This window comes from Dactylosporangium sp. CA-092794, assembly GCF_050948465.1.
In the GTDB taxonomy this organism is placed as follows: Bacteria; Actinomycetota; Actinomycetes; order Mycobacteriales; family Micromonosporaceae; genus Dactylosporangium.
Window position 1 is genome coordinate 11,402,149 of sequence record NZ_CP192044.1, and the last position, 26,203, is coordinate 11,428,351.

Consider the following 26,203-nt stretch of genomic DNA (forward strand, 5'->3'; position numbering starts at 1 on the left):
TGAGCTGGCTGCGGCAGCACACGCCAGCAGCTCACCGGCCCGGCGTGCGGGGGACACGACAGGCGTTGTCATTCGAGTCCCCGATACTGCACCGCGAACTCGCTGCTGTTACGCACACTGAGCACCTGGGCACCGCAGATGCTGAAGCGCCGAGGTATGGCGGAGCAGATCTGCACAACGGAAACCGGCCCGGCCACGTTCAACGGGGCAACGAGGGACTCGAGAGCGGAGCCGCCGACCTCACCTGTGACCAGGACGCTCCCGAGCAGATCGCGATCGACGACGGCGGGGGCGACGACGTATCGGTCGGTGAGTCCGACCGCAGCAAGGAAGTCGAGCGCGGGACCGGACGATGCATTCGGGGTCGCCAACGTGTTCACCAGCGCTGTACCGCCGGTCGTGCGGAGGTGCAGCTGGGCGCCGAGCCGCATGACGGCGACCGCCAGGGAGGCGGCGATGCGCACCGCGTCCTCGAACGAGTCGTCCGGATACAGGCTTCGAGCGGTGTCCAGTACCACCTGGTAGCCGGGCGCATCGGGAACGCTGAGTTGCCGAACTGCCAAAGAGCCCAGACGGGCCGAGGTGGGCCAATGGATCAGTCGCAGGTCGTCGCCAGGGATGTACTCGCGCAGGCCGAAGAAGGCAACCCCGCCGCCGGTCGGCCGCGATGCCCGCCCATCGCTGCCCGCCAGGTCTCCGGCACCGAACAGCGGTAGGTCGTGGAAGGAGGGGTGGACGTAGACGGTGATCTCGGGTCCCAGACTCACCCGCCGAACGGCCAGGCGGGCTGGGTCCGCACGCTCGATGCTCAGCGGCACAAATCGATACACTCCGCGCCGCGGCATCGGCAGTTCGTACTCGAAGGACTCCGATCGACCGGGCGGCAGCGGCGGCAGGCGCAATCGGAAGGGGCGCCCGGCCACCTCTTCGAGCAGGCCCACCTCCGGGCTGGCGACCCAGCCAGCGTTCGTCGCTCGGACGATGCAGCGCATCGGCGTTCCTTCGGTAACGCGGGCCCTCGGCACGGCGCGCTCGGCCCGCAGGGCGGGCCGAGCAACGACGACCGCGAGTGCGGCCAAGATCCACGTGAGACCCGCCGCACCGAGCGCAACCAGCTCCGGATAGCCCACCAGCAGGCCGATGACCACGAGTACGCCACCGGACATGATGAGTGTCCGCCCTGCCGTCGTCAGCTTCATCGCGGAGCCGCCGTTAGCGCGCCTGCAGCGGCCGTACGGTGGCAAGTATCTCGAGCAGCAGCTTCTCCGCATCGACGTCCTGCATCAGGGCCTCCGGCTTGAGCATCAGCCGATGCAGCAAGACGGGCACGGCAACCGCCTTGGCGTCATCGACGGTCGCGTATTCGCGACCGTGTGCGGCCGCCACCACCTGCGCGGCCCGGGCGAGCGCTATCGCGCCGCGCGGGCTGACGCCGAGCCGCACGGCAGGGTCCGCCCGCGTCGCCGCGGCGAGCCGCACCAGATAGTCACGCAGCGCGCCGCCGACCTCGACACTTCGGGTGAACTCGGTCATCGCGGCGACCTCCGCGATGCCCACCACCGGCCGCATATCGGCGACGCGGATCCCGCCGACCGCCTGCTCGATGATGGTCATCTCGTCACCGTGATCTGGATAGCCGATCGAGATGCGCATGTGAAAGCGATCCATCTGCGCCTCAGGCAGCGGATAGGTGCCCTGGTGGTCAGCCGGGTTCTGGGTCGCGATGCACAGAAACGGCTTCCCGACCCGCCTGGTCGTCAGCCCGACCGTGACCTCGCCCTCGGCCATCACCTGCAAAAGCGCCGACTGGGTCCGCGGCGAGGCACGATTGATCTCATCGCCCAGCAGCACGTTGCAGAAGACCGGGCCGGGCCGGAAGTCGAAGGACCGCAGTCCGGGGTCATACACCTCGACGCCCGTGACGTCCGACGGCAGCAGGTCCGGCGTGAACTGGATCCGCCGGAAGTCGCCGCCATGTATCGACTTGGCGATCGCCTTCGCCAGCGAGGTCTTCGCGACGCCGGGAACGTCCTGGATCAGCAGGTGACCCTCCGAGAAGACACAGACGAGCGCCAACTTAATCGCGTCGGGCTTGCCGCGAATGACCTGCGCAATGTTGCGCTCAAGGTCAGCAAAGCGCTCCGCGAATCGGATTGACGTCATCGACATGGAGTCTCCCAGTCCACCCATGAGCCCCCATTCGAACACGAAGCGCAACGGAAAGCGCTGCCCGTTCGGCCGACGAACGGGTCTGTTTGGGTCCCGAAGTACGGACTTGCCGACGGCCGCCAGCACCGAGTAATGCATCGAGGAAATACTCCGCGACGCCGGCCCGCAGACGGAGCCGCTGCTGGCGACCGTCGAGCGACCGCGAGTCTCCCGGAGGAGCTCGCCCGCGCATACGTGGGCGGTGATCGCCGCGAACACGTTCAAGATGACGCCGCAACAGCGGCCTCTGGCACGGCACGGGCTTCCACGGCCGCGTGGTGGCAAGGCCGGCTCACGTACTCGCGCGTCAGCGCCGCGTCACGGAACGTCAATGGCGGATCGGGCGAACAGCCCGACTGCATCCGAGTACGACCGACTGTTCGGAAGGGAGCAGCGATGAGCATTGCAAGGTGCCGCATCGGTACTGCGGCCGCGCTGATCGTCGTGCGATAGGCGCCGCACTGGTCGCGGGCCTCAGAGGCCCGGCGCGGGCGGTGTGGACGAACGGCAGCGATCCGCAACTACGGCAGCGGTCGGGCTCGGGGTCCGTGCTCGGTCCACCAGTAGCCGGGGCGTTCCGGGATGCCGGCCCAGCGGCAGAGCGGATGCCCGCGCTTGAGTAGTTCACGCGGGATGGGGTGGTCGAGTACCCGAGCGGCTCGGAGAAGGAAGTGTACGGGCGCGGCAATGATTGGTTTGGTGAAGAGCTCGTCGGCGTCGGCGGGCCAGTGTCGGTGAACGCATACCGCCCGTTGTTCCTCCACCGCGGCCAGCAGGTCGCCGACGACGAAGGCGTAACTCGGCTCGCCGCGCGAGAGCTCATTGGCAACCGCGCCGAGAACCTCGCGCCTGCGTCAGACAGGACTGTCCAGCGCGGCGTCGCTCAGCCACCACCGGGTCATGGGGTGTCTCAGATCGGCGGGTACTCGGGACAGAGGATCATGATCGAACCCCCCGTTTACCCCCCGAAAACCCTGCGGAACAGTGACAACTTATGCAAGCATCGACCTCGATGGCCAAGCCGTTTCCGCAGGTCAGCGCGAACTTTTGACGAGTAGTGAAAAGTCGGATACCCCCGTGCCCCACTACTGCGGGTTGTAGGTTCAAGTCCTACGCGGCGTACGGAATCAAATCGGCGGCCCCTGCTTCGCGGCGGGGGCCGCTTGCCGTTGTTGATTCCGTATTCTTCGCGCTCGCTTCGCTCGCTCCCCAGTGGGGGCTTCGCCACCCACACCCCCATGCCGGGGGTGCTGTTCGTGAGCGCCTCGCGCCTTGCGCCTCTCGGTCGACGGCTGACGGCCTGCGGCGGCTGGAGCGGTTGCTCCGTTCCCGCGTCCCTCTGGCGCCGTTGATTGGCCGTTGGTAGGTGGTGTTGAGATTGTGTGCTTTCGGCTGTCAGCGGTGATGCTGGTGAATGCGATCGGTTTCCTGTCAGTCGCCGCTGGCGAATTCTCGCTTCGTCCCCTTGAATGGTCGGATGCGTTACGCGCCTCAACGACCCATTGGGGGTGGGGCGGACGGTGCGAGTGTCGTACCCGCCGGGCGCAACCTCCGATCTGCGCGGCCGGGGCGGGCATATGTCTCCGTGATCATGATGTCCGCGGTGGCCGCACCACGGGTTTGCCATGATCCCGGAGACTTTCGGTACACGGGGGTACATCAGCACTCCGTGATCATGAAAGACCGTTGGTGTCGGCGGCGGGTACAGCATGATCGCGGAGACTTCCGGTCGCTGCGGCGTGCTCCGCGGCGGGGCCGGCGCGTGAGACGTGACCGCCGACCGCGCCTCGCCGGTGCGTCAGGACGCGCAGGGTGGGTTGGCGGTGCGGGTTATGGTGCGGACAACACCCACGAGCGCCAGACGCCCGCCCCGAGCGGTCCCGCGTAGCGGCGGCCGGCCACCGCCGCCTGGCCGGGCCGCGACGCGACCCCGCCGAGTTGGGCGCTGGCCGGGCCGTGGTGGAGCAACGGCGCACCGACAGATAGTGGACCCTGTGGTGGGCTGCTACAGCGCGAGCAGGCGGCGAAGGCCCCGGTCGACCTGGCTCGCCAGGGTGGCTGAGATGCGACCGTGGCGGTGGCCGAACGCGGCCGGGTCGCCGAAACGGATGCGCGACAGGTCGATGGTGCCGCCTCCGGCCAGGTCCGCCGGCAAGGGCAGCAGAATGCCGGGCACATCACCATCGGCTCGGTCGTGGATCAGCACCACAACCGGGTACACCTCCGAATACACGTTGGCGCTGACCACGAGCACACGGATCCGCCTGCTGCCGAGCGCGAAGTCGACAACGTCGCCTCGCGACAGTGGCGCGGTCCCGGCTACCACCCGGCGTTGAACTCAGCGAATGCGGCAGCGTCCTCGCCCTCGAGGGACGCATGCCAGACTGCCGCGGCAGCCACGGCCTTGCGGTCCAGGTACTCACGAATAGCCTCAGCCACCACCGACGACCGGTTCCCGCCGGCCGCCGCGGCGTTCAGCGCCGCGCCGAGCTCGTCGTCGAGCGTGATAGAGATGCTCATGGTCATACCGCTGACACTACCAACGATCGTGTCAGCGACACGATTGCCGACACGATCGGTGTGTCGTCGAGGTTGCCCCGGCTCAACGGCCGGGGCACCCTCGCGTTGACCCGATGGACCGCAACGCAGGCGCGCGGATCGCGCAGATCAGCGACCTGCATTCGCGCCCAACAGGGTGCCGCCGGCGAGCATGGCCGCCAACGTCTGGTACACGGGATCCTGTTTGTCGCGGGTTCCAGTGGTGAAGGTCGGCCCCGTCGCGGCGGCCTGGCCTTCGAACACAACACCTGCGTCATACACACCGCGGCGGTTCTGGAAACGCCACTGCCCGTCGCGGCGGGTCACCTCGTCGAGGTACCGGCCGGCCAGCAGGTAGTAGGCCGTGCCGGTGCCCGAGATCCGATCGCCCGCCAACACGGCAAGGGCCTCGCGCGCCTCGGGCGGGTAGTACTGGAACGTGGTCACGTAGGTCTCGACGTGAGCGACATCCGCTCCGGTAAACTCGATGACGGAGTTGCTCACGGAGTGCATGGAGAACGGGATTTTGGCGTGGCGGTCGCGGACGTACTCGACGAAGCCGTCGACATTGCCCGCGTAGCCGCCGTGATCGTCGACGGCATCCGGGTGGTAGGCCGCGCGAATGCCGTCGAGATCGAGCCGGTCGACGGCGCGGCAGTACCGCGCGATGAGGTCCTGGATCTGGGCGCGGTCCGCGAGGCGTTCTGGCGAGAACTGTTCCGAGCCGATGCCGGTCATCTGATCACGCTGCCTTCCATATGCCGAGTGCTTACTCGGCAAACATAGCCGATCTAGCCCGACCGCGTCGACAGCTTCCCCGGACCTGGGCCCGGCTGGGCCTAACCAGTGAGCGAGCGCTTGGAAGCGGAAGCCGAACGCGCCGGACAGGCTTTGGCGCGCGTCCTTGACAGCGGCGCTACGACGGCCGCCTCGCCGGCTGCGTCGACGCTATGAGGTGGCGCGCTGTCCGGCCAATGACTCAGGCCCATGTCGGGCGACCGTGGGCCAGCCCTCGACCGTGAAAACGAGGCCGCGAGCCATTCGCACGTGCCGTTCGGCGACCTGTTCGGCGGTGAGGGGACCGGATGCCTGGAACCACCCGGAGATGTTCGTACATAGCACGACGATCGATCGGCTGACATCGAGCGGCATGTCCGTGGTGAACACACCTTCTCGCACGCCATCGATCACGACATCGTCGAACAGGTGCTGGATCGCCAGGCGGTAGTGATTGATCCTCGCCCTGTTGTCCGGTTCGAGGCTGCGCAGTTCACTGACGAACAGGAAGCTGCTCACCGCGTGCATGGCCTGGTAGGTCGCCAGGGTCCGCACCAGGCGGTCGAGCCTTTCCGCGGGGCTCAAACCGTCGGTCTCCACAGCACGCTCGAGTCGCTCGAACAGCTCTCGCACGCCCTCGCCCAGGATCGTCGCCAGCAGATCCTGTTTGGTGGCGAAGTGGTGATACAAGCCAGGGACGCTGATGCCGGCAGCCTGCGCCACCTCGTTCACCGAGCTGCCGTGATACCCCTTGGCGTGGAACGTGTGCAATGCTGCATCCAGGACACGGCTCCTGATTTCAGCTGAGCGCTGCTGCCGCACGGACATCTTGGCCATCCTCCGGTACCCGAGCGCTCACTCGTGACAGAGTAGCATCGGGCTAGTGCTCTGACCACAAAGGTTCACGGTGTTGAATGACACGCCGTCCGGCGTTAGTGGTTGCAGACGCCCGGCTTCCGACCCCGGACCGCGGCCCGACCCACACCGCAGAGCACCGGCTGCCGTAGGTCAGACGGCCGTTGAGACGATGCAACCAGCACTTTTGTGAGCAGCCGCTTATCCCGGCGTAAAGTGCGAACCCCAGAATTGGCGAAGCTGTCCGCAGCGTACCTCGGGCGAAGGACGAACATGACAGACACCGATCCGCCCCGTCCGCTGTCCGACGGTCCGCAGCCCGACGCCGATGACCTCCGTAGCCGCATCGTCGCGGCCGCTATCGACGCGTTTGCGACGCGCGGGTTTCACGCGACGTCCACGCGCATGATCGCCGAAGCGGTCGGCGCGAGCACGGGCGCGCTCTACGTGCACTTTCGCTCGAAGGAAGAACTACTGTTCGAGATCTCCTTGATCGGGCACCGATCAGCGTTGAACGTGGTGAAGCGGGCCGCGCGCACAATCGACGATCCGATCCAGCAACTGCGAGCGGTCGTCCGTGCGTACATGATGGATCAGGCGGAGCGGCGCACCACCGCGAGCGTGGTGAATTACGAGTTGCGCTCGCTGACCGACGAGCATCGCATCCAGGTGGCTGCTCTACGCCGTGAGCTGGATTTCGAGGTGCGTTTCGTCCTCGAGTCGGGCCTGAGGCGCGGTGTCTTCGATATCGCCGATCCGCCGGTCACGGCAACCGCGATCCTGTCGCTGGGCATCGACCTTGCCCGCTGGTTTCGGCCTGGTGCAGGATGGTCGGCCGAACGTATCGCGGATCAGTACTCCGACCTCGTCCTGAGAATGGTCGCCGTGACCCCGTCAGCGACGGCACTTCCGACCGACTGACCGCGATGGCGACGGCTCGCGCGGTCAGTCCGCTGTCTGCAGGTCGAGCGAGCCCTGCGCGTGCATTGTCGCCAGCAGCAGTTTGTCGGCCTTGCCGACCGCGGTGCGGGGGATTTCCGGCACCACGGCGTACACGGTCGGAACCTGCCATTTCGGCAGCGTCTCCAGGAGCAGGGAGCGCAACTCGCTCGCGTCGACGTGCTCCGTCAGGTGCACGATCGCGAGCGGTTGGCCGCCCCACCGCTCGTGAGGAATCTCGATGACAGCAGCGCCGGCGACACCGGGGTGACGCAGCAGCGCGTCCTCGATCGGCCCGGGCCAGATGGCCTCGCCGCCAGACTTGATCATCTCCTTCGCCCGGCCCAGGATCGTCATCTGACCTTCGGCGCCGACCTCGCCGATATCGCCGGTGTCGAACCATCGGCTCTGCGGAGCAGGCAGGCCCAAATACTGACCAGTCACCCATGGAGCGCTGATCAGCAGAGCGCCGCCGTCACGTGAGTCGCCGGCAATCGGCTCGGTTCGCAGCTGCACCCCGATGTTCGGCCGGGATGTGCGCACGTCCGGCTCGATCGGCGCACCGGGAACCGGGCTGTCCATGAGTGAGAGCGTGGCGGGCAGCGTCTCGGTCATTCCCCAGCCCACGTATGTCGTCACTCCGAGTTCGCGCAAGCGGGCCGGCAGACCCGACGGCGTCATCGCTCCGCCGATGACCACCGTCCGTAGGTCGCCGATATGGGTGACTCCCACGGTCGCCGCGTGCGCGGCGACGTCATTCCACACGGTTGGTACCGCGGAAGAAGCCGTGATGTTCAACTGCTCGACCGTGCGCAGAATGACGTCCGCAGGCAGCGAGCCGTCGATGAAGACCAAGTCGATGCCGCTGAGCCAGCACACCTGCGGCAGGTTCCAACCGAGACCGTGGCAGATCGGCACCAGAGCGAGCACGGTGTCGTCCGGTCGTAAGGGACAGGTGGCAATGGAACTGTAGGACACCGTGTGCAAATACAACGCCTGCTGGGTGTACGTCGCACCCTTCGGTATCCCGGTGGTCCCGCCCGTGAACAGGACCGCGGCGAGTGCGGACTCGTCCGGCCCGGCGAGTGGTGCCCGCAGTGGCCCGGTGGAGTCAATCGCCGCGGAGTAGTCGTCCCATCCGTCGGCCCGCGCAACCGAAAGCCGAACGACTTCTCGATCACCAAGCGGCCCGGCGTCCAGGAGAGCGGTCATGTCGGCGTCCGCGACGACCACGGCCGGAGAGCACGATTCCACCATGGCGGCCAACGACGCCTTGTCGGCGCGCGGATTGAGTGGCGCGAACACGGTGCCCAGCAAGTGACTGGCGAACAGCACCTCGAGGTGTTCATGGTGGTTCCGGCAGACCGTGACAATGACATCGCCGGTACCGACACCTCGATCGAGCAGAGCCTGAGCCAGACGTTCAGCACGGTCGGCAATCTCGGCGAAGGTCAGCACCACCGGCCTCGCGTTACGGATCGTCGTCACCGTCGAAGCCGCGAAGCGGCGTCGCCCGAACGTAAAGATCTCACCCATGGTCAGCCCGGTCATCGCGCTGCTCCGTCCAGGTTCGCCCCGATGGTCGACGGGGTCCGAGGGGAACGGTTGCCGAAGTAGACCTCTTCGGCGTTACGCCGCAGCATGTCTTCGACCGTAGCGGCCGGGATGCGGTTCGAGGTCGCCTTGGGAAGGTCGAGAAACCAGTCGCGCCAAGCGGCCAGTTGCTCGACGCCGCGAAGGCTCTCGCCGAACATCGTGTCGGAACCGAACAGGATCCGGTCGCCACCCGCGAGACGCACGGCACGTTCGAGCATCGGCCGGAAAGGCGACCCGTCGGCGAGCGCCTCCTTCTCCCACAAGGAAAGCTCCAGATAGGTACGCGGATGCGCCGCCGCTAAAGCGACGCACTCGTCGAACCACGCCATGTAACCAGAGTGCGCGAGGACGATCTTCAGCTCGGGATACCGAGCCTGCACGCCGACGAGATGTATCGGCCAGGCGTTTCCCCAGCGCAACGAACCCCGGCCGATACCGCAGTGGAAGACAGCCGTCTTGTCGGCGTCGATCAAGGCCTCGTACAGCGGGAAGCAGTGCTTCTCATCCGCGCGGATGCCGGCCGGAGGGTAGAACTTCAGCCCGCGGCAGGCATCGCTGCGCAGGTAGGTACGCGCATGCGCGACAGCTTCGGGACGGCGGGGGTCGATGCCGGCGTTGAAGGCGAGGCGCCCGTCGGAGTCACGGCAGACGCGGTCGAGACGCTCCATGAACGCGGTCGCGGTCGCCTCGGTAGCGGCCCACGCCTCGGGGCCGTAGTCGACCCCCATGATGATCGCGCGACCGATGCCGGCGCGGTCGAGCGCTGTGAGGAGATGAGCGCCATCGGGATCCACGATGTCACTGCTGACCCGAGGGTACACATCCGCCGCCGCGTCGAGCGGCATTCCCTTACGCAGCACGGAAGTCTTCGCCCACGACATCCGCAACGTCGCCGGGATGTATTCGGGCAACCACATGTGCACATGCGCATCGAGAACGGTGAAGGTCGGTGCGCTCACTGCTCTGGACCGAACACCGGCTGCTGTGTTCCCGGCCCGTGCCCCTGCCGCCAGACCATGATGACGCGTTTGAACTCGACGATGCGTTCACCTCGCTGGTTCATGCCCCAGGTCTCGACGGTGACGATGCCACGATCCGACTTCGAGGCCGACTCCCGCTTGTCGAGCACTTTCGAGAAGACCCGTACCGTGTCGCCGGGGTAGGTCGGCTTCATGATCCGCACGTCGGTCATGCCGACGAAGACCACGGCCTTCGGCGAACTCGACAACATGCGCGTGGACAGACCATGCACCAACGCCACGATGTACCCGCCATTGACCAGCATGTCTCGGTGGCCGTGCTCCTGCGCATCGATCACATCGAGATGGCCTGACGACGAGTTGCCCGTCAGCAATGTGAACTGCTGGTTCTCCCAGCTGGTGATCGTCCGTCCCGGCCAATGATGGATGACCTCGCCGATCTCGAACTCTTCGAGGTAACGGCCGTGTGTTTCCCGCTCAAATGTGTCCATCGTCAGTTCCTTTGCTCAGCCGCCGCAAGGAGCCGGCGCGCTGTTCGTTTCGTCGCCTCGTCGACCATGACCGTGCCGAGTCGCCTGGCGCCGTCCTCCGCCGCGAGGACCCTGTGCGCCCACGCGATCTGCTCGGCGCTCGGCTCGAACGCCTTTCGGATCGGTTCAAGTTGGTTGGGGTGGATCGCGCACTTCCCGGTGAAGCCAAGGCCGCGAGCGTTGTAGACCGCTTGGACGAAGGCGTCGTCGGGATCGATCTGAGCCTCCGGTGTGTCGACCACGTGCGGCACACCGGCGGCCGCGCATGCGTAGACGAGGCGGCTGCGCGCGAAATCGATCTGCCGGAGGTCGAGGTCGTCGAACAGACCCAGATCGGCGCGAAGATCGCCGGCACCCAGCAACACCCCGTCGATGTCGACACCGGCATGCAGCATCGCCGGCAGATTCTCGACCCCGCGGGCGCTCTCAATCAGCAGCCACACCTCGAAACCGGGGTTCCGCGACCGTAGAGCTCGGGCGACGACCTCGATGTCGTCGACGTCTTCCGCCTTCGCCAGGACCGCCCCTCGCACCCAGGCCGGAAGGATCGTCGCGTCGGAGATTCGATGCTCGGAACCGGCCCTGATCCGGCAGAGGGTCGGCGGCGCGCCGGGCGGCGGATCGAGACCGCAGAGGTTCGCGATCGCCTCATGCCGGAGGTCGGCAGGTACGCCGTCCTCGAGGTCGATGACCACGACGTCGGCGCCCGTCACTGCGGACAGTGCCTTGTCCAGCAAGCGGCGACGGTGCGCCGGAACGTACAGAAGCGTGCGCGCTGGATACGAATGAGTGGACATGGGCTCCGATACCGAGTGCTCACTTGGATTTGGCCAGTAGAGCAAAGCGGAGGCGCGGGCGCAAGGCCCTGGTGCAGGTTGGCCGGTGCCGACAGTGCCCGCCTTTGGTTGATCAACTTGGGTGTCCGTGCTGGTGGTGGCGCTGGTCAGCACCGCCTGGCGGGTCACCACCAGGACAGCGGCCGGGCGGGACCTTCGGCAGGTCGGGGCGGCCGCCGGGCGGCAGGGAGCCGACGAACCTCGATCCCGCAGGCTTCGACCTGCTCACGGTTGGTCACCGGGCGTCTTGCGGCCGTGCCGCGATGCTGTCTACTATCTCGCCTACGTTTACTGAGCACTCGGTTTTTGATCCGACCCTGCGAAGGACACTTCAATGACACCTCTGCTCGAAGTCGCCGACGTCTCCGTGCGATTCGGGGGCGTCGTGGCGCTCGACGCGGTGAGCTTCGACGTCGACGAGGGACAGATCGTCGGTTTGATCGGTCCCAACGGCGCCGGCAAGACAACGATGTTCAACTGCTTGACGCGCGTGTACGACCCGGTGTCCGGGTCGATCCGGTTCGCTGGTTCGGACGTGTTGCGTCTTGCGCCGCACAAGGTCGTCCGCGCCGGGATCGCGCGAACGTTCCAGAACCTCGCCCTGTTCGCCTCGATGAGCGTCGTCGAGAACGTGATGGTCGGGATGCACTCCGGCTCGCGCAGCAACTGGGTGACCGCGGCCTTGCGGCTCGGCATCGCACGGGAGGAGCGGCGACAGCGCGACCGTGCGTACGAGATTCTCGACGACATCGGGTTGTCCGATGTCGCCGATCACGTGGCCGCGGGGCTTCCGTTCGGCACGTTGAAAATCGTCGAGCTGGCCCGCGCGATGGCGTCGCGGCCGCGTCTGCTCATGCTTGACGAACCGGCCTCCGGACTGACGCACGCCGAAGTTGCGGAACTGGGCGCACTGATCGTGCGGCTGCGTGACACGTACGACCTCGCCGTGCTGCTCGTCGAGCACCACATGCAGATGGTCATGGGGCTGTCACACAAGATTGTGGTGCTCGACTTCGGACGAAAGATCGCCGACGGGGCGCCGGATGTCGTGCGCAGCGATCCGGCCGTCGTCCAGGCGTATCTGGGGACGTCATGACACCGTCGCCGACCCAGCGCGGCCGTCTCGACATCAAGGACCTCCGGGTGTCATACGGCGAACTGCCGGTGATCCACGGACTGGACCTGACCGTCGAGCCGGGCGAGATCGTCGTCCTGCTCGGCGCGAACGGTGCCGGCAAAACGACGACGCTGCGCGCGATATCCAAAATGGACATGGTTTCGGTCAGCGGGAGCATCCTGCTCGACGGCCAGTCGATCATCGGTCTTCGCCCCGAAGCAGTGGTCCGGCGCGGAATCGCCCACGTACCGCAAGGTCGCGGCACGTTCTCCGACCTGACCGTCGAAGAGAACCTGCGCATCGGCTCCTTCCTGAACCGCAAAGGCATCAACGACCGCATCGCGCATTGGTACGAGGTATTTCCCCGGCTGTACGAGCGACGCGACCAGCGAGCCGGCGGACTGTCCGGTGGCGAGCAGCAGATGCTCGCGGTGTCCCGTGCGTTGATGAGCGAGCCCAAGGTGCTGCTGCTGGACGAACCGTCCCTCGGGCTCGCTCCGCTCGTCGTCCAGGACCTGTTCCACCGCTTCGCCGAACTCAACGAACGGACGGGCACGTCCATTCTCGTCGTCGAGCAGAACGCGAACCTCGCGCTCGACGTAGCCGATCGTGCTTACGTCCTCGAACGGGGAGAGATCGCCGTTCACGGGCCTGCCGCCGAGCTGCGCTCGCATGACGAGGTCCGGCGTGCATATCTCGGTTTCTGATCAGGCCGCTGAGGGATATTCCATGACACACCACGCGATACCGCTGATCAACAGCGACTTCTTCCACTGGTCGTTCGTACTGCAGCTGGTGTCCCAAGGCCTCGCCAACGGCTCCATCTACGCGCTGGTCGCCCTGACGATCGTCATCATCTACCGAACCACCGGCCACCTGAACTTCGCGCAGGGCGAGATGGCCACCTTCGGCTGTCTCCTCGTATTCACCCTGGCGGAAAAGGGTGGTCTGCCCTACTGGCTGGCCATCCCGGCCGTCATGGCGGTCTCGTTCTTACTCGGCGCGGGCATCGAGCGCACCCTGGTCCGGCCGCTGCAAAGCCGGGGTGGCTACGCGGTTGTCATCCTGACCCTCGGACTCTTCCTGGTCTTCAACTCCCTCGATGCCGCCATATGGGGCACGCAGCCGCTGCGTCCGACGACACCCTTCCCCAGCAACGCCGACGATCAGTTCAACCTGATTCACGGCGACCCGCTCTTCTTCATCCGCTACTCGACGATCGGCGTCTGGGTCACCCTCGCCGTCGTCGTAGCGCTCTTGTGGTTCGTCCTCGAACGCACCAGGCTCGGGCTCGCCTACCGCGCCGTCGCCGCGAATCGCGAGTCGGCATTCCTGGTAGGTATTCCCGTCGGTCGCATGCTGGCCCTCGGCTGGGGCTTGTCGGCGGCGATCGGATCCCTTGCGGCAGTACTCGTCGCACAGCAGAGCGGCGCACTCGACTTCAACCTGATGTTCTCGATTTTCGTCTACGCGTTCGCCGCAGCGACCTTGGGCGGGCTCGACAGCACCGGCGGGGCGGTCGTGGGCGGGCTCATCGTCGGGCTGGTCGAAGCGCTGGTGCCCCAGTTCTTCTCCTTCATCGGTGGTGAGCTGAGCCTGTTCATGGCGCTCCTGATCATCGTCATCGTGCTGCTCGTACGCCCGCAGGGGCTCTACGGAGCCAAGCGCATGGAGCGTGTGTGATGAGGTTGCGGATCACAACAACCCCGGCCGCGGTACGAGCGCTGCGCTGGCTGTCGTATGTGGCACTCGCGACACTCGTTGTCGTCCTCGCCGCCGAGGTGCCCGACTACCGGCTCGTCAGCCTCTGCCAGGTCGCCGCCATGGCCGTGGCGGCGATGGGCCTGAACTTCGTCAGCGGCTTCTGCGGTCAAATCTCCGTGGGACACGGAGCGTTCTATGGCGTTGGCGCGTACACCACCGCGGTATTGGTCACTCGATACGACTGGCCATTCCTGGCGGCGCTCCCGGTATCCGGCGTAGTCGGACTGCTGGCCGGCCTGCTCGTCGGAATCCCGGCGCTCCGTGTCCGCGGCTTCTATCTCGCTCTGGTCACCCTTGCGCTCACCGTCACATTCCCCACGCTGGCCAACTTGGATCAGCTCAGTCGCTTCACCGGCGGACCGAACGGCCTGCCCGTCTACGTCTTGGCCGACCCACCGTCCTGGTATCCCTTGGCGGCCACCCCGGCCGGCTGGAAGTTCCTCGAGCTGAGCGCGGTCGCCGCAGTCATGTTCGTACTGGCCGGCAACATGCTGCGCAGCCGAGTGGGACGCGCGCTGGTTGCCGTACGTGACCAGGAGACCGCCGCCGCGGCGTCCGGAGTCAACACCGCGGCGTGGAAGATCGGCGCCTTCGCCGTCAGCGCAGGCTATGCCGCGGTAGGCGGCGGAATGATCCTGCTGGCGGTCCCGGTCGTAACCCCCGACCTCGGCGGCTTCACCACCAGCGTCAGCATCCTGGCCGCCTTGGTAATCGGTGGTACCGCCACCAGATGGGGTCCGCTGTTCGGTGCGTTCCTCGTGATCTGGTTGCCGGTGCTCGCCACCGACTGGGGCTCGGACCTACCGCTGCTCAACGACCGCACTGAACCGCTGGTCGCTGTCGCCTTCTATGGCGCACTGCTGGCCGTCGTGGTTCTGGTGATGCCCGGTGGTATCGCCGACGGGCTGAGGCGCCTGACCGCCAACTTCGTCCGCGCCCGGCCACCGGCCCATTCGGCACACGGTCCGAAATCCGAAGTCCCACCGCTGGCTGCAAACGCAGCGAGCAACACCGTTCCGAAAGGCTAGGAATCTGAATGTTACCCAAGAACAAACTCGCCATCGCATCAGCGCTGATCGTTTGCGCTGCGCTGGCGTCGGCATGCAAATCCTCCTCTCCGCACTCCGCCGATGCGCCGGGCGGAACCACGGGCGCCGGCGGCGCCGGTCCGGTTTCGGCGACGAACTGTCCCGCCTCCGCGACGAAGGCGATCGGCGACGGCGCGGAAATCAAGGTGGGCATCGTTCTGCCGCAGAGCGGCCCGTTCGCCGCGCTGTCGACGGTAGCCACCGGAGTCAGCGCGTACTTCGACTCGGTCAACGCCGACGGAGGCGTGGCGGGGCACAAGCTGAAGCTGCTCGTCAAGGACGACGGATACGACCCTTCGAAGACTGTCGTCGCCGACAACGAGTTGATCAGTCAGGACCAGATTTTCGCCACCGTCGCTCAGGTTGGCACCCCGACGGTTGCGGCAACCCAGAAACTGCATGAGCAGACCTGCACCCCGCAGCTGTGGGTGCAGGCCGGGGACCCCACCATATCGGCCGATTTCGGCGCTCACCCGTGGACCACCAACGGGATTCTCGCGTACAACACCGAGTCGGCTATGTGGGGGCAGTACATCAAGGCGCACAAGCCCGGCGCGACGGTGGCGATGCTCGCCCTGAACAACGACTTCGGCGGCGAGTACACCACCGGCGTCAACAAGGCCGCCAAGACGGATGGCTTCAGCGTGGCGACCGTGCAGAAAGTCGATCCCACCGCGACCTCGGTGTCCAGCCAGATCACCACGATCTTGAGCAAGCGGCCAGACGTCGTCATCGGTGCCGTCGGCGGCGCCTTCTGCTCCAAGTTCATGCAGGGGCTGGCACAGGGCGGCTACCAGGGCATCACCATCGTCACGACCGCATGCTCGTCGGTCAACTCGTTCTTCAAGCCGGTGGACCCTGCGGGTGACAAGGTGTTCTCACTTTCGACGGCGCCGACCTTGGGCGCGTCCGCCGAGCAAGGAGTCACGCGATACGAGTCCGATCTGCGCAAGTACGGCAACGGCGTCAGCCCCGCCGACAACAACGTGCAAGCCGGATACAACTGCGCAACGCTCTTCGTCGCCGCGCTGAACGCCGCGGCAGCCAGCCCGGGTGGCCTCACCCGAGTGAGCTTGATGAATGCGGCGTGGACGCTGAACTACGCCGCACCACTGGCCATCGGGCCGGCGAAGCTCTCTGGAGCGAACGACGCTTACGCCCTCGAGACTGCGCAGATGACCCAGTACGACGCCGCCAGTCACACGCAGAAGCCCACCGGTGAGAAGTTCGACGAAGAGGGCAAGAGCGGCGCCAACTGAGGACGGCGATCCGCCCGCCCTACGACTCTGCTCCCGTCAAGAGCAAAGGCTTCTTCCGGCCGGCTTGGACCAAAACCGACGCCGCCGACAACCCCCTCGACGCGCGGCGAGACACCTCGCTGTCACCCCAGAACGTGCGCCGCCAGTGACGCCAGACGCGCATCGATACCGGCCTCGAATGGGTTACCCCGCCCACCGCCCTACATCGTCAAAGGCCCTGATCGGCGCTCCTGCTGGTCAGGGCCTTACTTTGGCCGGGGTAGCCGGATTCGAACCCTCTGCGCGGCCGGGCCGGACGTATGTCTCCGTGATCATGATGCCCGCCGTGGCCGCACCACGGGTTTGCCATGATCCCGGAGACTTTCGGTACACAGGGGTACATCACCACTCCACGATCATGAAAAACCGTTGGCGTCGACGCCAGTTGCGCATGATCACGGAGACTTCCGGTCCCTGCGCCGTGCCGCCCAGCGTGTAGCGCCCGACCGGTGGGACGTGATCGCGGACCGCGCCCGCCTGTCGGGATGCGCAGACCGGGCACCGTCCGGACGCCACATGTGGTGATCACCGGGCAAGATTCGCGGAGAGTCGGATCGACGTCTTACCGGGCGCAAGCACCACTCCGGTGCCGTCATCGACGTCAACGCGGACGAAGCCGTCCGGCACCGCCACGGCACCTGTGGCGGCACCGCGCCCGGCCGATGCCGGATTCGTGGCCGGCCGCATGATCTGTGTATGGCGAGCGACGGGAATGCCGAAAGCACCGCGGCCCGGCTGTACCACCAAGCCGTCGAACTGCTGCGTGACCCGCGCGCCGCGGACGACGTGGCGGTGCTGGATCAGGCGGTCGGCTGGTTCGAGCAGGCGATACACGCGCTTCCGCCGGACTTCCCGAACCGGAGACTGCTGCTGAGCGACCTCGCCGACGCGCTGCAGACACGGTACGAGCGCGCCGGGACGCTGGTCGACCTGGACCGGGCCATTGCCACGAGCCGGGAGGCGCTCGACGAGACGCCGCCCGGCCACCCGCACCGGGCGCTGCTGCTGTCCAATGTGGGCACCGCGCTGCGGAGGCGCTTCGAACACACCGGAGCGCGGGCCGACCTGGAGCAGGCCGTCGACGCCGGTCGTGAGGCGGTCGAGGCTACCCCGACCGGCCATCCCAACCGGGCCGGGCGCCTGTCCAATCTCGGCAACGCGCTGCAGACGCGGTTCGGGCGGACCCTGGTGACGGAGGATCTGGACGAGGCCATCGCGGTCGGCCGGGAGGCGGTCGGCGCCGCCGGTGCCGACGATCCCGGCCGGGCCGGCTACCTGTCCAACCTCGGTGCCGCGCTGCAGGTCCGGTTCGAGCGGGGCGGGTCGCCGGCCGACCTGGACGAGGCCATCGCCGCCGGCCAGGAGGCGGTCGACGCCACCCCGCCCGGCCATCCCGGCCGGGCCAGGCGCCTGACCAACCTGAGCTTCGCGTTGCGGATCCGGGCGGGGCGCACCGGGACGCCGGCCGACCTGGAGCGGGCCATCGCCGTGGGCCGGGAGGCGGTCGCCAGCACGCCGGCCGATCATCCCGAGCGGGCGGCGATGCTGTCCAACCTCGGGCTGATGTTGCGGGCCCGGTACGAGCGCACCGGGGCGGCCGACGACCTGGACGAGGCCATCGCCGCCGGTCGGGTCGCCGTCGACACCACCCCGCCGGACCGTCCCGACGGGGCGAAGTACCGCTCCAATCTCGCCGGCGCCCTCCTGAGGCGGTTCGAGCGCGCCGGAGCGTCAGTCGATCTCGAGGCGGCCGTCGCCAACGGGCGGGAGGCGCTCGCCGCGACGCCGGACGATGATCCCGCCCGGGCCGCGGTGTTGTCCAACCTCGGCGCGGCGCTGCGGGTCAGGTTCGAGCGCGGCGGGGTGGTGGCGGACCTCGACGGAGCCGTCGCGGCGATGCGGGGCGCGGTCGAGGCGACCCCCGCCGACCACCCGGACCGGGCCAGGTACCGGTCCATCCTCGGCACCGTGCTGCGGATCCGGTTCGCGCACACCGGGGCGGCGCCCGACCTGGACCAGGCGGTCACCGTTGGGCGGCAGGCGGTCGACGCCAGTCCGCCCGATCATCCCGACCGGGCGGGGCGGCTGTCCAACCTCGCCGACGCACTGCGGGCCCGGTTCGAGCACGGCGGAGCGGTGCTCGACCGCGACCGGGCCGCCGCGGCCTACCGCGAAGCCCTCGACCATCCCACCGCGCCGCCGATGCAGCGCGCACAGGCGGGGCGGGCGGCCGCCGCCCTCGCCGCCGACCGGGGCGACTGGGCCGCCGCCGAGGCCGCCCTGGCCACCGTCGTCGGCCTGCTGCCCGTCCTGGTCGACCACGGACTGGACCCGCGGGACCGTCAGCACCACCTCGCCCAGTTGCAGAACCTCGGCGCCGACGCCGCCCGGGCGACGCTCGGCGCGCTCGGCCGCAGCACCGTCGCCTGGCAGCGGCTCGAGCAGGCCCGCACCGTCCTGATCAACCAGGCACTCGAAACTCGCCACACCACCGACATCGACCGCCTCGGGCACACCCACGCGGGGCTCGCCGACGAGTACCACCAACTCCGCGAGGCTCTCACCGGCACGGATCCGGGCGGCACCGGCGGCGGCGACACGGTGGCGGCCGCGCGGCGCGCGGAACGGGACATGATCGCGCGGCGGCGCCGGGCCGCCGACCGGTGGCCTCGGCTGCTGGACGAGATCCGCCAGGTGCCGGGATTCGAGGACTTCGCGTTGCCGCCGCCGATGGCGACGCTGCACGAGGCGGCCGGCGAGGGCACGATCGTGGCGATCATCCTCACCCGGCACGGCTGCGGTGCGCTGTGGCTGACCCGCGACGACGCCGGTTACCTCGAGCTGCCGGAACTGACCGCCGAGGACGCGTTCGAGCACGCGAACGCCTTCCTCGCCGCGCTCGGGCCGGCGCCCGACCAGGAGGTAGACCCGGACGAGCTCACGCGGGTGCTGACCTGGTTGTGGGACAAGGTCACCGGCCCGGTGCTGGACCGGCTCGGCCACACCGGTCCGGCGTCCGATCAGGCCTCGCCGCAGGACCTGCCGCGGATCTGGTGGATCCCCACCGGACCGCTGAGCACGCTCCCGCTGCACGCGGCCGGGCACCACAGCGACCCGCCGGCCACCCGGCGGGCCGTGCTGGACCGGGTCGTGTCATCGTTCACGCCCAGCGTGCGGGCCTTGGCCGACGCCCGGCGCGCCCGGGCCGCCGCCGCCACGACCGTGCTCACGGTCGGCATCGACACCACCGCCGACGACCGGCTGCCTCCGCTGACCCGGGCCGAGCTGGAGGCGACGCAGGTCGCTCGCCAGCTCCGCGCCGCCGAGCCGCCGCTGCTCGGCCGCCGCGCCACCCATCGGCGGGTCCGGTCGCTGCTGCCCGGCGCGGCGTGGGCGCACTTCGCGTGCCACGCGTACGCCGACAACGACGACCCCGCCCAGAGCTTCCTCGCGCTCCACGACCGGCCGCTGCGGGCGAACGAGCTGTTCACGATGCGGCTGGAGGAGCCGTACCTGGCCTTTCTGTCCGCCTGCACCACCGGCATCGGATCGCTGCGCCTGCTGGACGAGAGCATTCACCTCGGCTCCGCGTTCCAGCTCGCCGGATATCCGCACGTGATCGCCACGCTGTGGAGCGTCAACGACTTCATCGGCATGCGGCTGGCCACCGGCATCTACACGGCCATCCAGCCCGGCAACCCACCGGCGCACGCCGTGCACAGCACCGTCCGCGCGTTCCGCGACCGGTACGCCGGCAACCCGCACCCGTGGGCCGCGCACATGCACATCGGCCCGTAGGCCCTCGGGCGCACCGCCCGGCAGGGGTTTGTTCGGCGAGGCATGTCCGCGGTTTTGCCGGCAAGTGAGGTGTCGCGGGCGTGGCTTTACGCAGGATGATGCTCTCGCGCGGGCGCCTTTCGCAGGTACCCGAGGTACAGCCTGCGGCTCGCCAGGCCGATGAGCAGCATCACCGCAAGGCCGAACAAGACCCGGACCGGCCAGACGAGCGCCGGGTAGACCGCCGCGGCGCCTGGCACCGCGACCGCCGGCAGCTGCCGGAGAGCGTCCGGCGGCTCGGAGACGTACCAGCCGCCCTCGTAGCCGATACCGTGCCAGACCGGGCCAGGGGACGTGTCGACCCCGTGAACCCGGCCGGTGACCGTGAACCCCGCAGTCTTCCAGTGCGCGGTGCACCAGACCACGTCCGGCGTGTAGTCGCCGGCCTGCACATGGCAGCGTTCGACGGTCACCCGGGTCGAGCTGCCCGGAAAGAACCCGGTGACGAGGCCGAGCACAAGGACGGCCGCTGCCTGGACGGCCCACCACCTCCGCACTGACCCAGTATCGATGACCATCAGGTGTTTCGGCAGTACCGGGTCCGTGGGACCGCGCCTCCGGCTCGTGTCGATGGGCCGGCCCAGATCGACCAGCGCTCGACGAGACTCCCCCCACCGGGTGCTGCTGCTGTCCAATGGGCACCGCGTGACGGGCTCCGTCGAGGTCCGCCACCACCGCATCGCGCTCCAACCTGGCCCGGACCATCGGCCCGTAGGGCCTCGGTACAGTCGGGTCATGCGGCCCGAGGAACTGCCTGCGGATCCGGACACGGTCGACGCGCTCGCGGTGCTCGGTGACGTGCCGCAGTGGCGGATGCCGGCCGGGCGCTGGCCGGCGATCGCGGCGATCATCGAGCGGATGGGCCGGGCGGTCGATGAGCGCGATCCGGCCGCCCTCGCCGAGGCGACGGCCGAGCTCGAGCTGGCCAGCCCCCTGCGGTACACCCTGCTGGGATCGACGCCCCTGGTTCCGCCGCCGCCTCCGGTGTACCTGCTGCGAAATCACCTCGTGCAGGCCCTCGGCGGTCAGCCTGCGCAGCCGGCCGCCCCGGTCGTGCTGCCGTCGCGCGCCGACACCGCCACCGAGGGGCTGGTCAAGCAGGACTTCTTCGTGCACGTGTTCGCGCCGGTCGTCGGGGAGCACGCCGACGCGGCCCAGCGGCTGGTCCGGCAGTTGTGGGACGTGTGTGCCGCCGAGTTCGGCGCCACCGAACCGATCGACGGGCTGCGCCTGCCGGCGCGGCTGCCGGACGACATCCCGGACGGCGCGGCCGCGGCCGCCGCGGGCAGCCCGGATGGCTTCCAGGCGATCGTCCGGCGCGAGCACGACCACGTCGTGCTGTCCGTCGCGGCCGCGCGCGACGACACGACCTGGGCGCAATGGGCCGCCCGGTGGGAAGCCGCGACCGGAGGCGCCGACGACCCGGCACTCACGGGTGTCGTCATGATTTTCGGGGGTACCGTCGAAAACACACCGGACGCCACAGCACTGTCAGCGCGGAAGGTGACGGGCGCGCTGCCGCCCACCGTCGACGACTTCTGGCAGCAGGACGGCACCGCCGTGGGTGATTGCGCGCTGTGGCGGTTGCCGCCGAGAGGGGACGCGCGGTCGCGCCGGCTGGTCGTGCTCGGGGCGGACGAGGCGGCGCTCAGCGCCCTGGTGTGGAGCCGGGGCGACGCCGAGCCGACACCGTTCACGCTGTTCCTGCTCAACGCCGCGAAGGTCCGGCATGCGCGGCGGGTGCGCGCAGCGTCGGCGGCGCGGATCGATGAGCGGCCGGTCGGCTGGCTCGAGGACCTGCGTGACGCGGTGAAGATCGCGTGGACCAACATGTCGCGCGCGCTGCACGGCGCGGGCGGGCCGGCCGAGCCGGTGACCGGGTCGCTCGCCGACGACTTCGCCGCCGCGGCGGCGCTGCTGGATCAGCTCGGCTACGACCACCGGCATGCGATGCGGGCCGCACGGAGCGTCCCCGCCAGGCCAGCGATCGGGCCGACGTTCGGGCTGGTCACGGCCATGCAGGAAGAGTTCACCGCGATGCGGGCGCTCATCGACGATCCCGTCCCCCTGGACGTCGCCGGGGACCGGGCGGTGTATGTCACCGGTACCGTGCCCAGCACCGACGCCGCCCGGCCGCACGCGGTGGTGCTGACCATGCTCGCCGAGACGGGCACCGACGCGGCGGCGCACGGGGCGGCGAATCTCGTGCGGAGCTTTCGCACGGTGGACCAGATCGTCATGGTGGGCATCGCCGGGGGCGTGCCGGCCCCCAAGGACCCGGACAACCACGTTCGGCTCGGCGACATCGTGGCCGGGACCTGGAACGTTGTGGACTTCGACCACATCGTCGACCGGGCCACCGGCCCTGAACGCCGCCAGGAGTTCCCCCGCCGCTCGGGGCTGCTCGCCGGCCGGGTCAAGCGCCTCGCGGACGGCGCGGACCGGGGGGAACGGCCGTGGGAGGGGCACCTCGACCGGCTCGTCGAGCGGCTGCCCGGCGACGGCCGCCCGGATGCCCGTACCGACGTGCTGTTCTCCGACGACAGCGACGACGCCACCGTCGTCGCGCACCCCGACCCGGCGCGCTCCGGGCACCGGGCCGACCGGCCGAAGATCCACGAGGGGCGCATCGGCAGCTCGAACCGCTCGGTGCGCAACGCCGTGTTCCGTGACACCGTCGCCCGGCGCCACAACCTGCGCGCCATCGAGATGGAGGGCACCGGCATCGGCCGGGCCGGCCACTCCGACGGCCGCGACTGGTTCGTCGTGCGGGGCATCAGCGACTACGCCGACCGGTGGATCGACGCTGTGTGGCGCCGATACGCGGCGGCCGCGGCGGCGGCCTACGTGCGCTCGCTGCTCGAGGCGTGCCCGCCCCTCGACCCGCACGGTGGGCATACCGGTGGCGTCGACCCGATCTGACGCGGTCGACCCCGGCGACCGGGACCGCCTGTACGAGGCCGTCCGAGCCCGGCTGCGCCGCTACGCGGCCGACGACGTCGACGCCATCCTGTCCGTCGACGCGCTCAAGGAGGTCGGCGCGCTGCTCGACGCCGACGACGTCGGCCTCGACGCGGCCCGGGCCTGCGGCCTGCTGCTGTGGTGCCGCAGCCTGCATCAGCCCGACGACGCCGACCACGACGACCTCGTGCCGGCGCTGGCCCTGCTCGAGCCCGTCTGGCGCGCCGATCCGGCCCGGGTGCCGCAGGACATCGCCGAGTACTTCGCGACCGTCGGCGCCGGCCCGCTCCGCCCCACGGACGCCGCCCAGGGGCCCGCCATGGCCCTGATGGACCACGTCAAGCGGACCGGGGACACCGCCGCCGCCGAGATCGCCGTGGGACTGCTGCGCCGGATCGTCGCGCACACCGGCAGCGCCGATCCCGAGTACGCGATGAACCTCACCAACCTGGCGATGGCGGTTCAGGAGCTGGCGGAGCTCACCCGCAGCGCCGACGGCATCGCCGAGGCGGTCGCGCTCGGCCGGCGGGCGGTGGCGGCATTCGACCGCGCCGACCCGCGCCGGGCCAGGCCGGCCGCGGCCACCGCGGTGGCGTTGCGGCGCCGGTCGCGGCACACCGGCGACCTCGCCGACCTCGACGAGGCGATCGAGCTGGGGCGGGCACACGCCGGCGGCCGCGCCGACCGGCTGTCGAACCTTGGCGTGGCGCTGACCTACCGCTACGAGTGGACCGGAGACCGGCGGGACCTCGACGCCGCGATCGGCACGCACCGGGCCGCCGTGGCCGCGACGGGCTCCGGCGACCCGCGGCGGGCGGCGCACCTGGCCAACCTGGCCGCCGCGCTGTTCGTGGCCTTCGAGGACACCGGCCGGGCCGGCGACCTCGACGCGGCCGGCGAAGCGGCGCAGGCGGCGGCGAGTGTGCCGGACGTCCCGGACGCCGTCCGGTCGGGCGTGCATTCCGGGCTGTGCAACGTGCTGCGGGCGCGCTTCCGGTACACCGGCAACTCTGCCGATCTCGACCGGGCCGTCGAGGCCGGCGCGGTCGCGGTCGCGGCGCTGCCGGAGGGCCACCCCGACCGGGCCGCCGCGCTGACCAACCTCGGCCTCGCCCGGCACGTGCGGTCGGTGCGCCGGGCCGTGCCGGGTGACCTCGACGCCGCGATCGCCGGGCTGTCCGCGGCGGTCGACGCCACCGGCGCCGGCGACCCGGACCTGGCGGGGCGCCTGTCCAACCTCGGCGACGCGCTGCTGACCCGGGCGGACCGCGGCGGCGACGCGCTCGACCGGGCGGTCGACTGCGCCCGGGCGGCGGCGCGGGCGGGCGGCGATCACCGGCGGCGGGCCTACTACCTGTCGAACCTCGGCAACGCCATGCGGGCCCGGGGTGACGTGGACGCGGCGATCGCCGTGCACCAGGAGGCCGTCGACGCGTGCGCCGCGGACGCTCCGCACCGCGCGGCGTGCCTGGCCAATCTGGCGGCGGCGCGGATGGCCCGCTTCCAGGCCGGCGCCGGGCCGGGCGACGACCTCGACCGGGCGATCGCCGACGCGAGCCGGGCGGCCCTGGCCGAGACAGGGCCGGTGGAGGTCCGGGTCCGGGCCGCCGTGCGCTGGGGGTACTGGGCCGCGGCGGCCGGGCGGTGGGCGGAGGCCCTGGCCGGGTACACCGCGGCGGTCCGCCTGCTGGGTGCGGTGTCACCGCGCGACCTGCCCCGCGAGGACCAGGAGTTCGAGCTGACCCGGCTGGGCGGGGTGGCAACCGATGCCGCGGCGTGCGCGCTGCAGGCCGGTGACGTGCCGGCCGCGGTACGCCTCCTCGAACAGGGACGAGGCATCGTCCTCGCCCACGCCCTGCCGGACGGCCCGCCCGGCGCGTCGGCGCCGGGCGCCGCCGGCGGATCGTTCGCCGGGCCGGTCGCGATGCTCAACGTGAGCCGATTCCGCAGCGACGCGCTGCTGCTGACGGGGGAGGATGTCGTCGTCGAGCCGCTGCCGGCCGTGGACCCCGGCACGGTGCACGCGATGGCGGAGCGGTTCCTCGGCGCCGTCGACGCCCGCGACGACGGCGCCGCCGAGGAGGTCCTGGGATGGCTGTGGGACGTGGTGGCGGAGCCGGTCCTGCGCCGGATCGGCGCCACCGGTGACGGGCCGCCGCCGCGGCTGTGGTGGTGCCCGACCGGCCTGCTGGCGATCCTGCCGCTGCACGCCGCCGGTCGCGCGGGCCGCGGTTCGGTGCTCGACTGCGTCGTCAGCTCCACCACGCCGAATTTGCGGGCCCTGGCCAATGCCCGCCGGGTGGCGCCGGAGGGTCACGGGGGCGGGGAACTGCTCGTCGTCGCGCCGGAGGACGACGCCCTGCCGGCCGCGGCCGCCGAGGGACGGCTGCTGGCCGGGCTCTTCCCCGGCCGCGTCGTCACCGCCGACCTCGACCCGCGCACCCTGGCCGGCTACCCACGGGTGCACGTCGCCGGTCACGCCGTCGCCGACCTCACCAATCCGTCCCGCGGTGGCATCGCCCGCGCCAGCGGGCCGCCGGTCACCGCCGGCGAGCTGATCCGGCTGCGGCCGGTGGCCGGTGAGCTGATGTTCCTGTCGGCCTGCGAGACCGCCCGTACCAGCCCGGCGCTGGCCGACGAGACCGTGCACCTCGCGTCGGTGCTGCACGTCGTGGGATACCGGCACGTCGTGGCCACGCTGTGGGCGGTCGCCGACCGACCGGCGCTGCGGGTCGCCGAGCACGTCTACCGCGACCTCGCCGACCACGACGACGTCGAGCGGCTACCACGGGCCCTGCACGACGCCGTCCGCGCGCTGCGGGCCCGCTACCCGGGCCGGCCGCTCGCGTGGGCCGCGTACGTCCACATCGGACCGTGAC

At 69.6% G+C, this 26,203-nt stretch carries 20 protein-coding genes and 1 pseudogene; 10 read left to right on the top strand and 11 right to left on the bottom strand.

Translation table 11 applies throughout. The features are described 5' to 3' along the window. Positions 1 to 68: 68 nt before the first annotated feature. The 6 genes from ACQPXD_RS49285 to ACQPXD_RS49310 form a co-directional block, all read right to left on the bottom strand. Positions 69 to 1,199: a DUF58 domain-containing protein gene (locus tag ACQPXD_RS49285; RefSeq protein WP_432830956.1), complete on the bottom strand. Its 1,131-nt coding sequence runs from the start codon at positions 1,197 to 1,199 to the stop codon at positions 69 to 71. 13 nt (positions 1,200 to 1,212) lie between these two features. Next, complete coding sequence (locus ACQPXD_RS49290; protein WP_432830958.1) at positions 1,213 to 2,307, bottom strand: AAA family ATPase; 1,095 nt, start codon at positions 2,305 to 2,307, stop codon at positions 1,213 to 1,215. A 1,906-nt stretch (positions 2,308 to 4,213) separates the two neighbouring features. Continuing rightward, the gene (locus ACQPXD_RS49295) at positions 4,214 to 4,462 is read right to left on the bottom strand and encodes a hypothetical protein (protein WP_432830960.1); all 249 of its coding nucleotides are present in this window, start codon (positions 4,460 to 4,462) and stop codon (positions 4,214 to 4,216) included. A gap of 65 nt (positions 4,463 to 4,527) precedes the next feature. Then, the gene (locus ACQPXD_RS49300) at positions 4,528 to 4,734 is read right to left on the bottom strand and encodes a hypothetical protein (RefSeq protein WP_432830962.1); all 207 of its coding nucleotides are present in this window, start codon (positions 4,732 to 4,734) and stop codon (positions 4,528 to 4,530) included. 141 nt (positions 4,735 to 4,875) lie between these two features. Next, complete coding sequence (locus tag ACQPXD_RS49305) at positions 4,876 to 5,484, bottom strand: nuclear transport factor 2 family protein (protein WP_432830964.1); 609 nt, start codon at positions 5,482 to 5,484, stop codon at positions 4,876 to 4,878. 210 nt (positions 5,485 to 5,694) lie between these two features. After that, on the bottom strand, positions 5,695 to 6,351 hold the full coding sequence (locus tag ACQPXD_RS49310) for a TetR/AcrR family transcriptional regulator (protein ID WP_432830966.1): 657 nt from the start codon (positions 6,349 to 6,351) through the stop codon (positions 5,695 to 5,697). A 300-nt stretch (positions 6,352 to 6,651) separates the two neighbouring features. Here ACQPXD_RS49310 and ACQPXD_RS49315 point away from each other — a divergent pair, with 300 nt between their 5' ends. After that, positions 6,652 to 7,299, top strand: a complete 648-nt coding sequence (locus tag ACQPXD_RS49315; protein ID WP_432830968.1) for a TetR/AcrR family transcriptional regulator — start codon at positions 6,652 to 6,654, stop codon at positions 7,297 to 7,299. Between the two features lie 24 nt (positions 7,300 to 7,323). Here the strand turns inward: ACQPXD_RS49315 and ACQPXD_RS49320 are convergent, their stop codons facing one another. Genes ACQPXD_RS49320 through ACQPXD_RS49335 form a run of 4 tightly spaced genes read right to left on the bottom strand, consistent with a single transcriptional unit; the run spans position 7,324 to position 11,160 of the window. Continuing rightward, a complete protein-coding gene (locus ACQPXD_RS49320; protein ID WP_432830970.1) occupies positions 7,324 to 8,868 on the bottom strand; it encodes an AMP-binding protein in 1,545 nt (514 codons plus the stop codon). Further along, entirely contained in the window at positions 8,865 to 9,872 is a 1,008-nt protein-coding gene (locus tag ACQPXD_RS49325) for an amidohydrolase family protein (protein WP_432830972.1), read from the bottom strand. The genes ACQPXD_RS49320 and ACQPXD_RS49325 overlap by 4 nt, the downstream gene beginning before the upstream one ends. Next, a complete protein-coding gene (locus tag ACQPXD_RS49330; RefSeq protein WP_432830974.1) occupies positions 9,869 to 10,384 on the bottom strand; it encodes a MaoC family dehydratase in 516 nt (171 codons plus the stop codon). The genes ACQPXD_RS49325 and ACQPXD_RS49330 overlap by 4 nt, the downstream gene beginning before the upstream one ends. A gap of 2 nt (positions 10,385 to 10,386) precedes the next feature. Further along, a complete protein-coding gene (locus ACQPXD_RS49335; RefSeq protein WP_432830976.1) occupies positions 10,387 to 11,160 on the bottom strand; it encodes an HpcH/HpaI aldolase/citrate lyase family protein in 774 nt (257 codons plus the stop codon). Between the two features lie 433 nt (positions 11,161 to 11,593). Here ACQPXD_RS49335 and ACQPXD_RS49340 point away from each other — a divergent pair, with 433 nt between their 5' ends. From ACQPXD_RS49340 to ACQPXD_RS49370, 7 genes and pseudogenes are all read left to right on the top strand, one after another. Further along, positions 11,594 to 12,355, top strand: a complete 762-nt coding sequence (locus ACQPXD_RS49340; RefSeq protein ID WP_432830978.1) for an ABC transporter ATP-binding protein — start codon at positions 11,594 to 11,596, stop codon at positions 12,353 to 12,355. Then, the gene (locus ACQPXD_RS49345; RefSeq protein WP_432830980.1) at positions 12,352 to 13,083 is read left to right on the top strand and encodes an ABC transporter ATP-binding protein; all 732 of its coding nucleotides are present in this window, start codon (positions 12,352 to 12,354) and stop codon (positions 13,081 to 13,083) included. Before ACQPXD_RS49340 ends, ACQPXD_RS49345 begins: the two co-directional genes overlap by 4 nt. Positions 13,084 to 13,105: 22 nt before the next feature. Beyond that, a complete protein-coding gene (locus tag ACQPXD_RS49350; RefSeq protein WP_432830982.1) occupies positions 13,106 to 14,059 on the top strand; it encodes a branched-chain amino acid ABC transporter permease in 954 nt (317 codons plus the stop codon). After that, on the top strand, positions 14,059 to 15,168 hold the full coding sequence (locus tag ACQPXD_RS49355) for a branched-chain amino acid ABC transporter permease (RefSeq protein ID WP_432830984.1): 1,110 nt from the start codon (positions 14,059 to 14,061) through the stop codon (positions 15,166 to 15,168). The genes ACQPXD_RS49350 and ACQPXD_RS49355 overlap by 1 nt, the downstream gene beginning before the upstream one ends. An 8-nt stretch (positions 15,169 to 15,176) precedes the next feature. Continuing rightward, positions 15,177 to 16,487 carry an ABC transporter substrate-binding protein gene (locus ACQPXD_RS49360; RefSeq protein ID WP_432830986.1) on the top strand — a complete coding sequence of 437 codons (1,311 nt, stop codon included), beginning with the start codon at positions 15,177 to 15,179 and terminating at the stop codon, positions 16,485 to 16,487. Positions 16,488 to 16,522: 35 nt separating this feature from the next. Continuing rightward, positions 16,523 to 16,636 (top strand): annotated as a pseudogene (locus ACQPXD_RS49365) (site-specific integrase); the annotation flags it as partial. Positions 16,637 to 17,222: 586 nt separating this feature from the next. Further along, positions 17,223 to 20,324, top strand: a complete 3,102-nt coding sequence (locus ACQPXD_RS49370) for a CHAT domain-containing protein (protein ID WP_432830988.1) — start codon at positions 17,223 to 17,225, stop codon at positions 20,322 to 20,324. Positions 20,325 to 20,410: 86 nt separating this feature from the next. Here the strand turns inward: ACQPXD_RS49370 and ACQPXD_RS49375 are convergent, their stop codons facing one another. After that, entirely contained in the window at positions 20,411 to 20,860 is a 450-nt protein-coding gene (locus ACQPXD_RS49375; RefSeq protein WP_432830990.1) for a hypothetical protein, read from the bottom strand. A gap of 238 nt (positions 20,861 to 21,098) precedes the next feature. Here ACQPXD_RS49375 and ACQPXD_RS49380 point away from each other — a divergent pair, with 238 nt between their 5' ends. Continuing rightward, positions 21,099 to 23,285 carry a CATRA conflict system CASPASE/TPR repeat-associated protein gene (locus ACQPXD_RS49380; protein ID WP_432830992.1) on the top strand — a complete coding sequence of 729 codons (2,187 nt, stop codon included), beginning with the start codon at positions 21,099 to 21,101 and terminating at the stop codon, positions 23,283 to 23,285. Next, positions 23,266 to 26,202, top strand: a complete 2,937-nt coding sequence (locus ACQPXD_RS49385; protein WP_432830994.1) for a CHAT domain-containing protein — start codon at positions 23,266 to 23,268, stop codon at positions 26,200 to 26,202. Before ACQPXD_RS49380 ends, ACQPXD_RS49385 begins: the two co-directional genes overlap by 20 nt. Position 26,203 lies beyond the last annotated feature (1 nt).

Bases quoted from the DNA above. Each gene is read 5' to 3' on its own strand.
- ACQPXD_RS49285 (WP_432830956.1), bottom strand. From the start codon at position 1,199: ATGAAGCTGACGACGGCAGGGCGGACACTCATCATGTCCGGTGGCGTA.
- ACQPXD_RS49290 (WP_432830958.1), bottom strand. From the start codon at position 2,307: ATGCATTACTCGGTGCTGGCGGCCGTCGGCAAGTCCGTACTTCGGGAC.
- ACQPXD_RS49300 (WP_432830962.1), bottom strand. From the start codon at position 4,734: ATGACCATGAGCATCTCTATCACGCTCGACGACGAGCTCGGCGCGGCG.
- ACQPXD_RS49305 (WP_432830964.1), bottom strand. From the start codon at position 5,484: ATGACCGGCATCGGCTCGGAACAGTTCTCGCCAGAACGCCTCGCGGAC.
- ACQPXD_RS49310 (WP_432830966.1), bottom strand. From the start codon at position 6,351: ATGTCCGTGCGGCAGCAGCGCTCAGCTGAAATCAGGAGCCGTGTCCTG.
- ACQPXD_RS49315 (WP_432830968.1), top strand. From the start codon at position 6,652: ATGACAGACACCGATCCGCCCCGTCCGCTGTCCGACGGTCCGCAGCCC.
- ACQPXD_RS49320 (WP_432830970.1), bottom strand. From the start codon at position 8,868: ATGACCGGGCTGACCATGGGTGAGATCTTTACGTTCGGGCGACGCCGC.
- ACQPXD_RS49330 (WP_432830974.1), bottom strand. From the start codon at position 10,384: ATGGACACATTTGAGCGGGAAACACACGGCCGTTACCTCGAAGAGTTC.
- ACQPXD_RS49340 (WP_432830978.1), top strand. From the start codon at position 11,594: ATGACACCTCTGCTCGAAGTCGCCGACGTCTCCGTGCGATTCGGGGGC.
- ACQPXD_RS49345 (WP_432830980.1), top strand. From the start codon at position 12,352: ATGACACCGTCGCCGACCCAGCGCGGCCGTCTCGACATCAAGGACCTC.
- ACQPXD_RS49350 (WP_432830982.1), top strand. From the start codon at position 13,106: ATGACACACCACGCGATACCGCTGATCAACAGCGACTTCTTCCACTGG.
- ACQPXD_RS49355 (WP_432830984.1), top strand. From the start codon at position 14,059: ATGAGGTTGCGGATCACAACAACCCCGGCCGCGGTACGAGCGCTGCGC.
- ACQPXD_RS49360 (WP_432830986.1), top strand. From the start codon at position 15,177: ATGTTACCCAAGAACAAACTCGCCATCGCATCAGCGCTGATCGTTTGC.
- ACQPXD_RS49370 (WP_432830988.1), top strand. From the start codon at position 17,223: ATGGCGAGCGACGGGAATGCCGAAAGCACCGCGGCCCGGCTGTACCAC.
- ACQPXD_RS49380 (WP_432830992.1), top strand. From the start codon at position 21,099: ATGCGGCCCGAGGAACTGCCTGCGGATCCGGACACGGTCGACGCGCTC.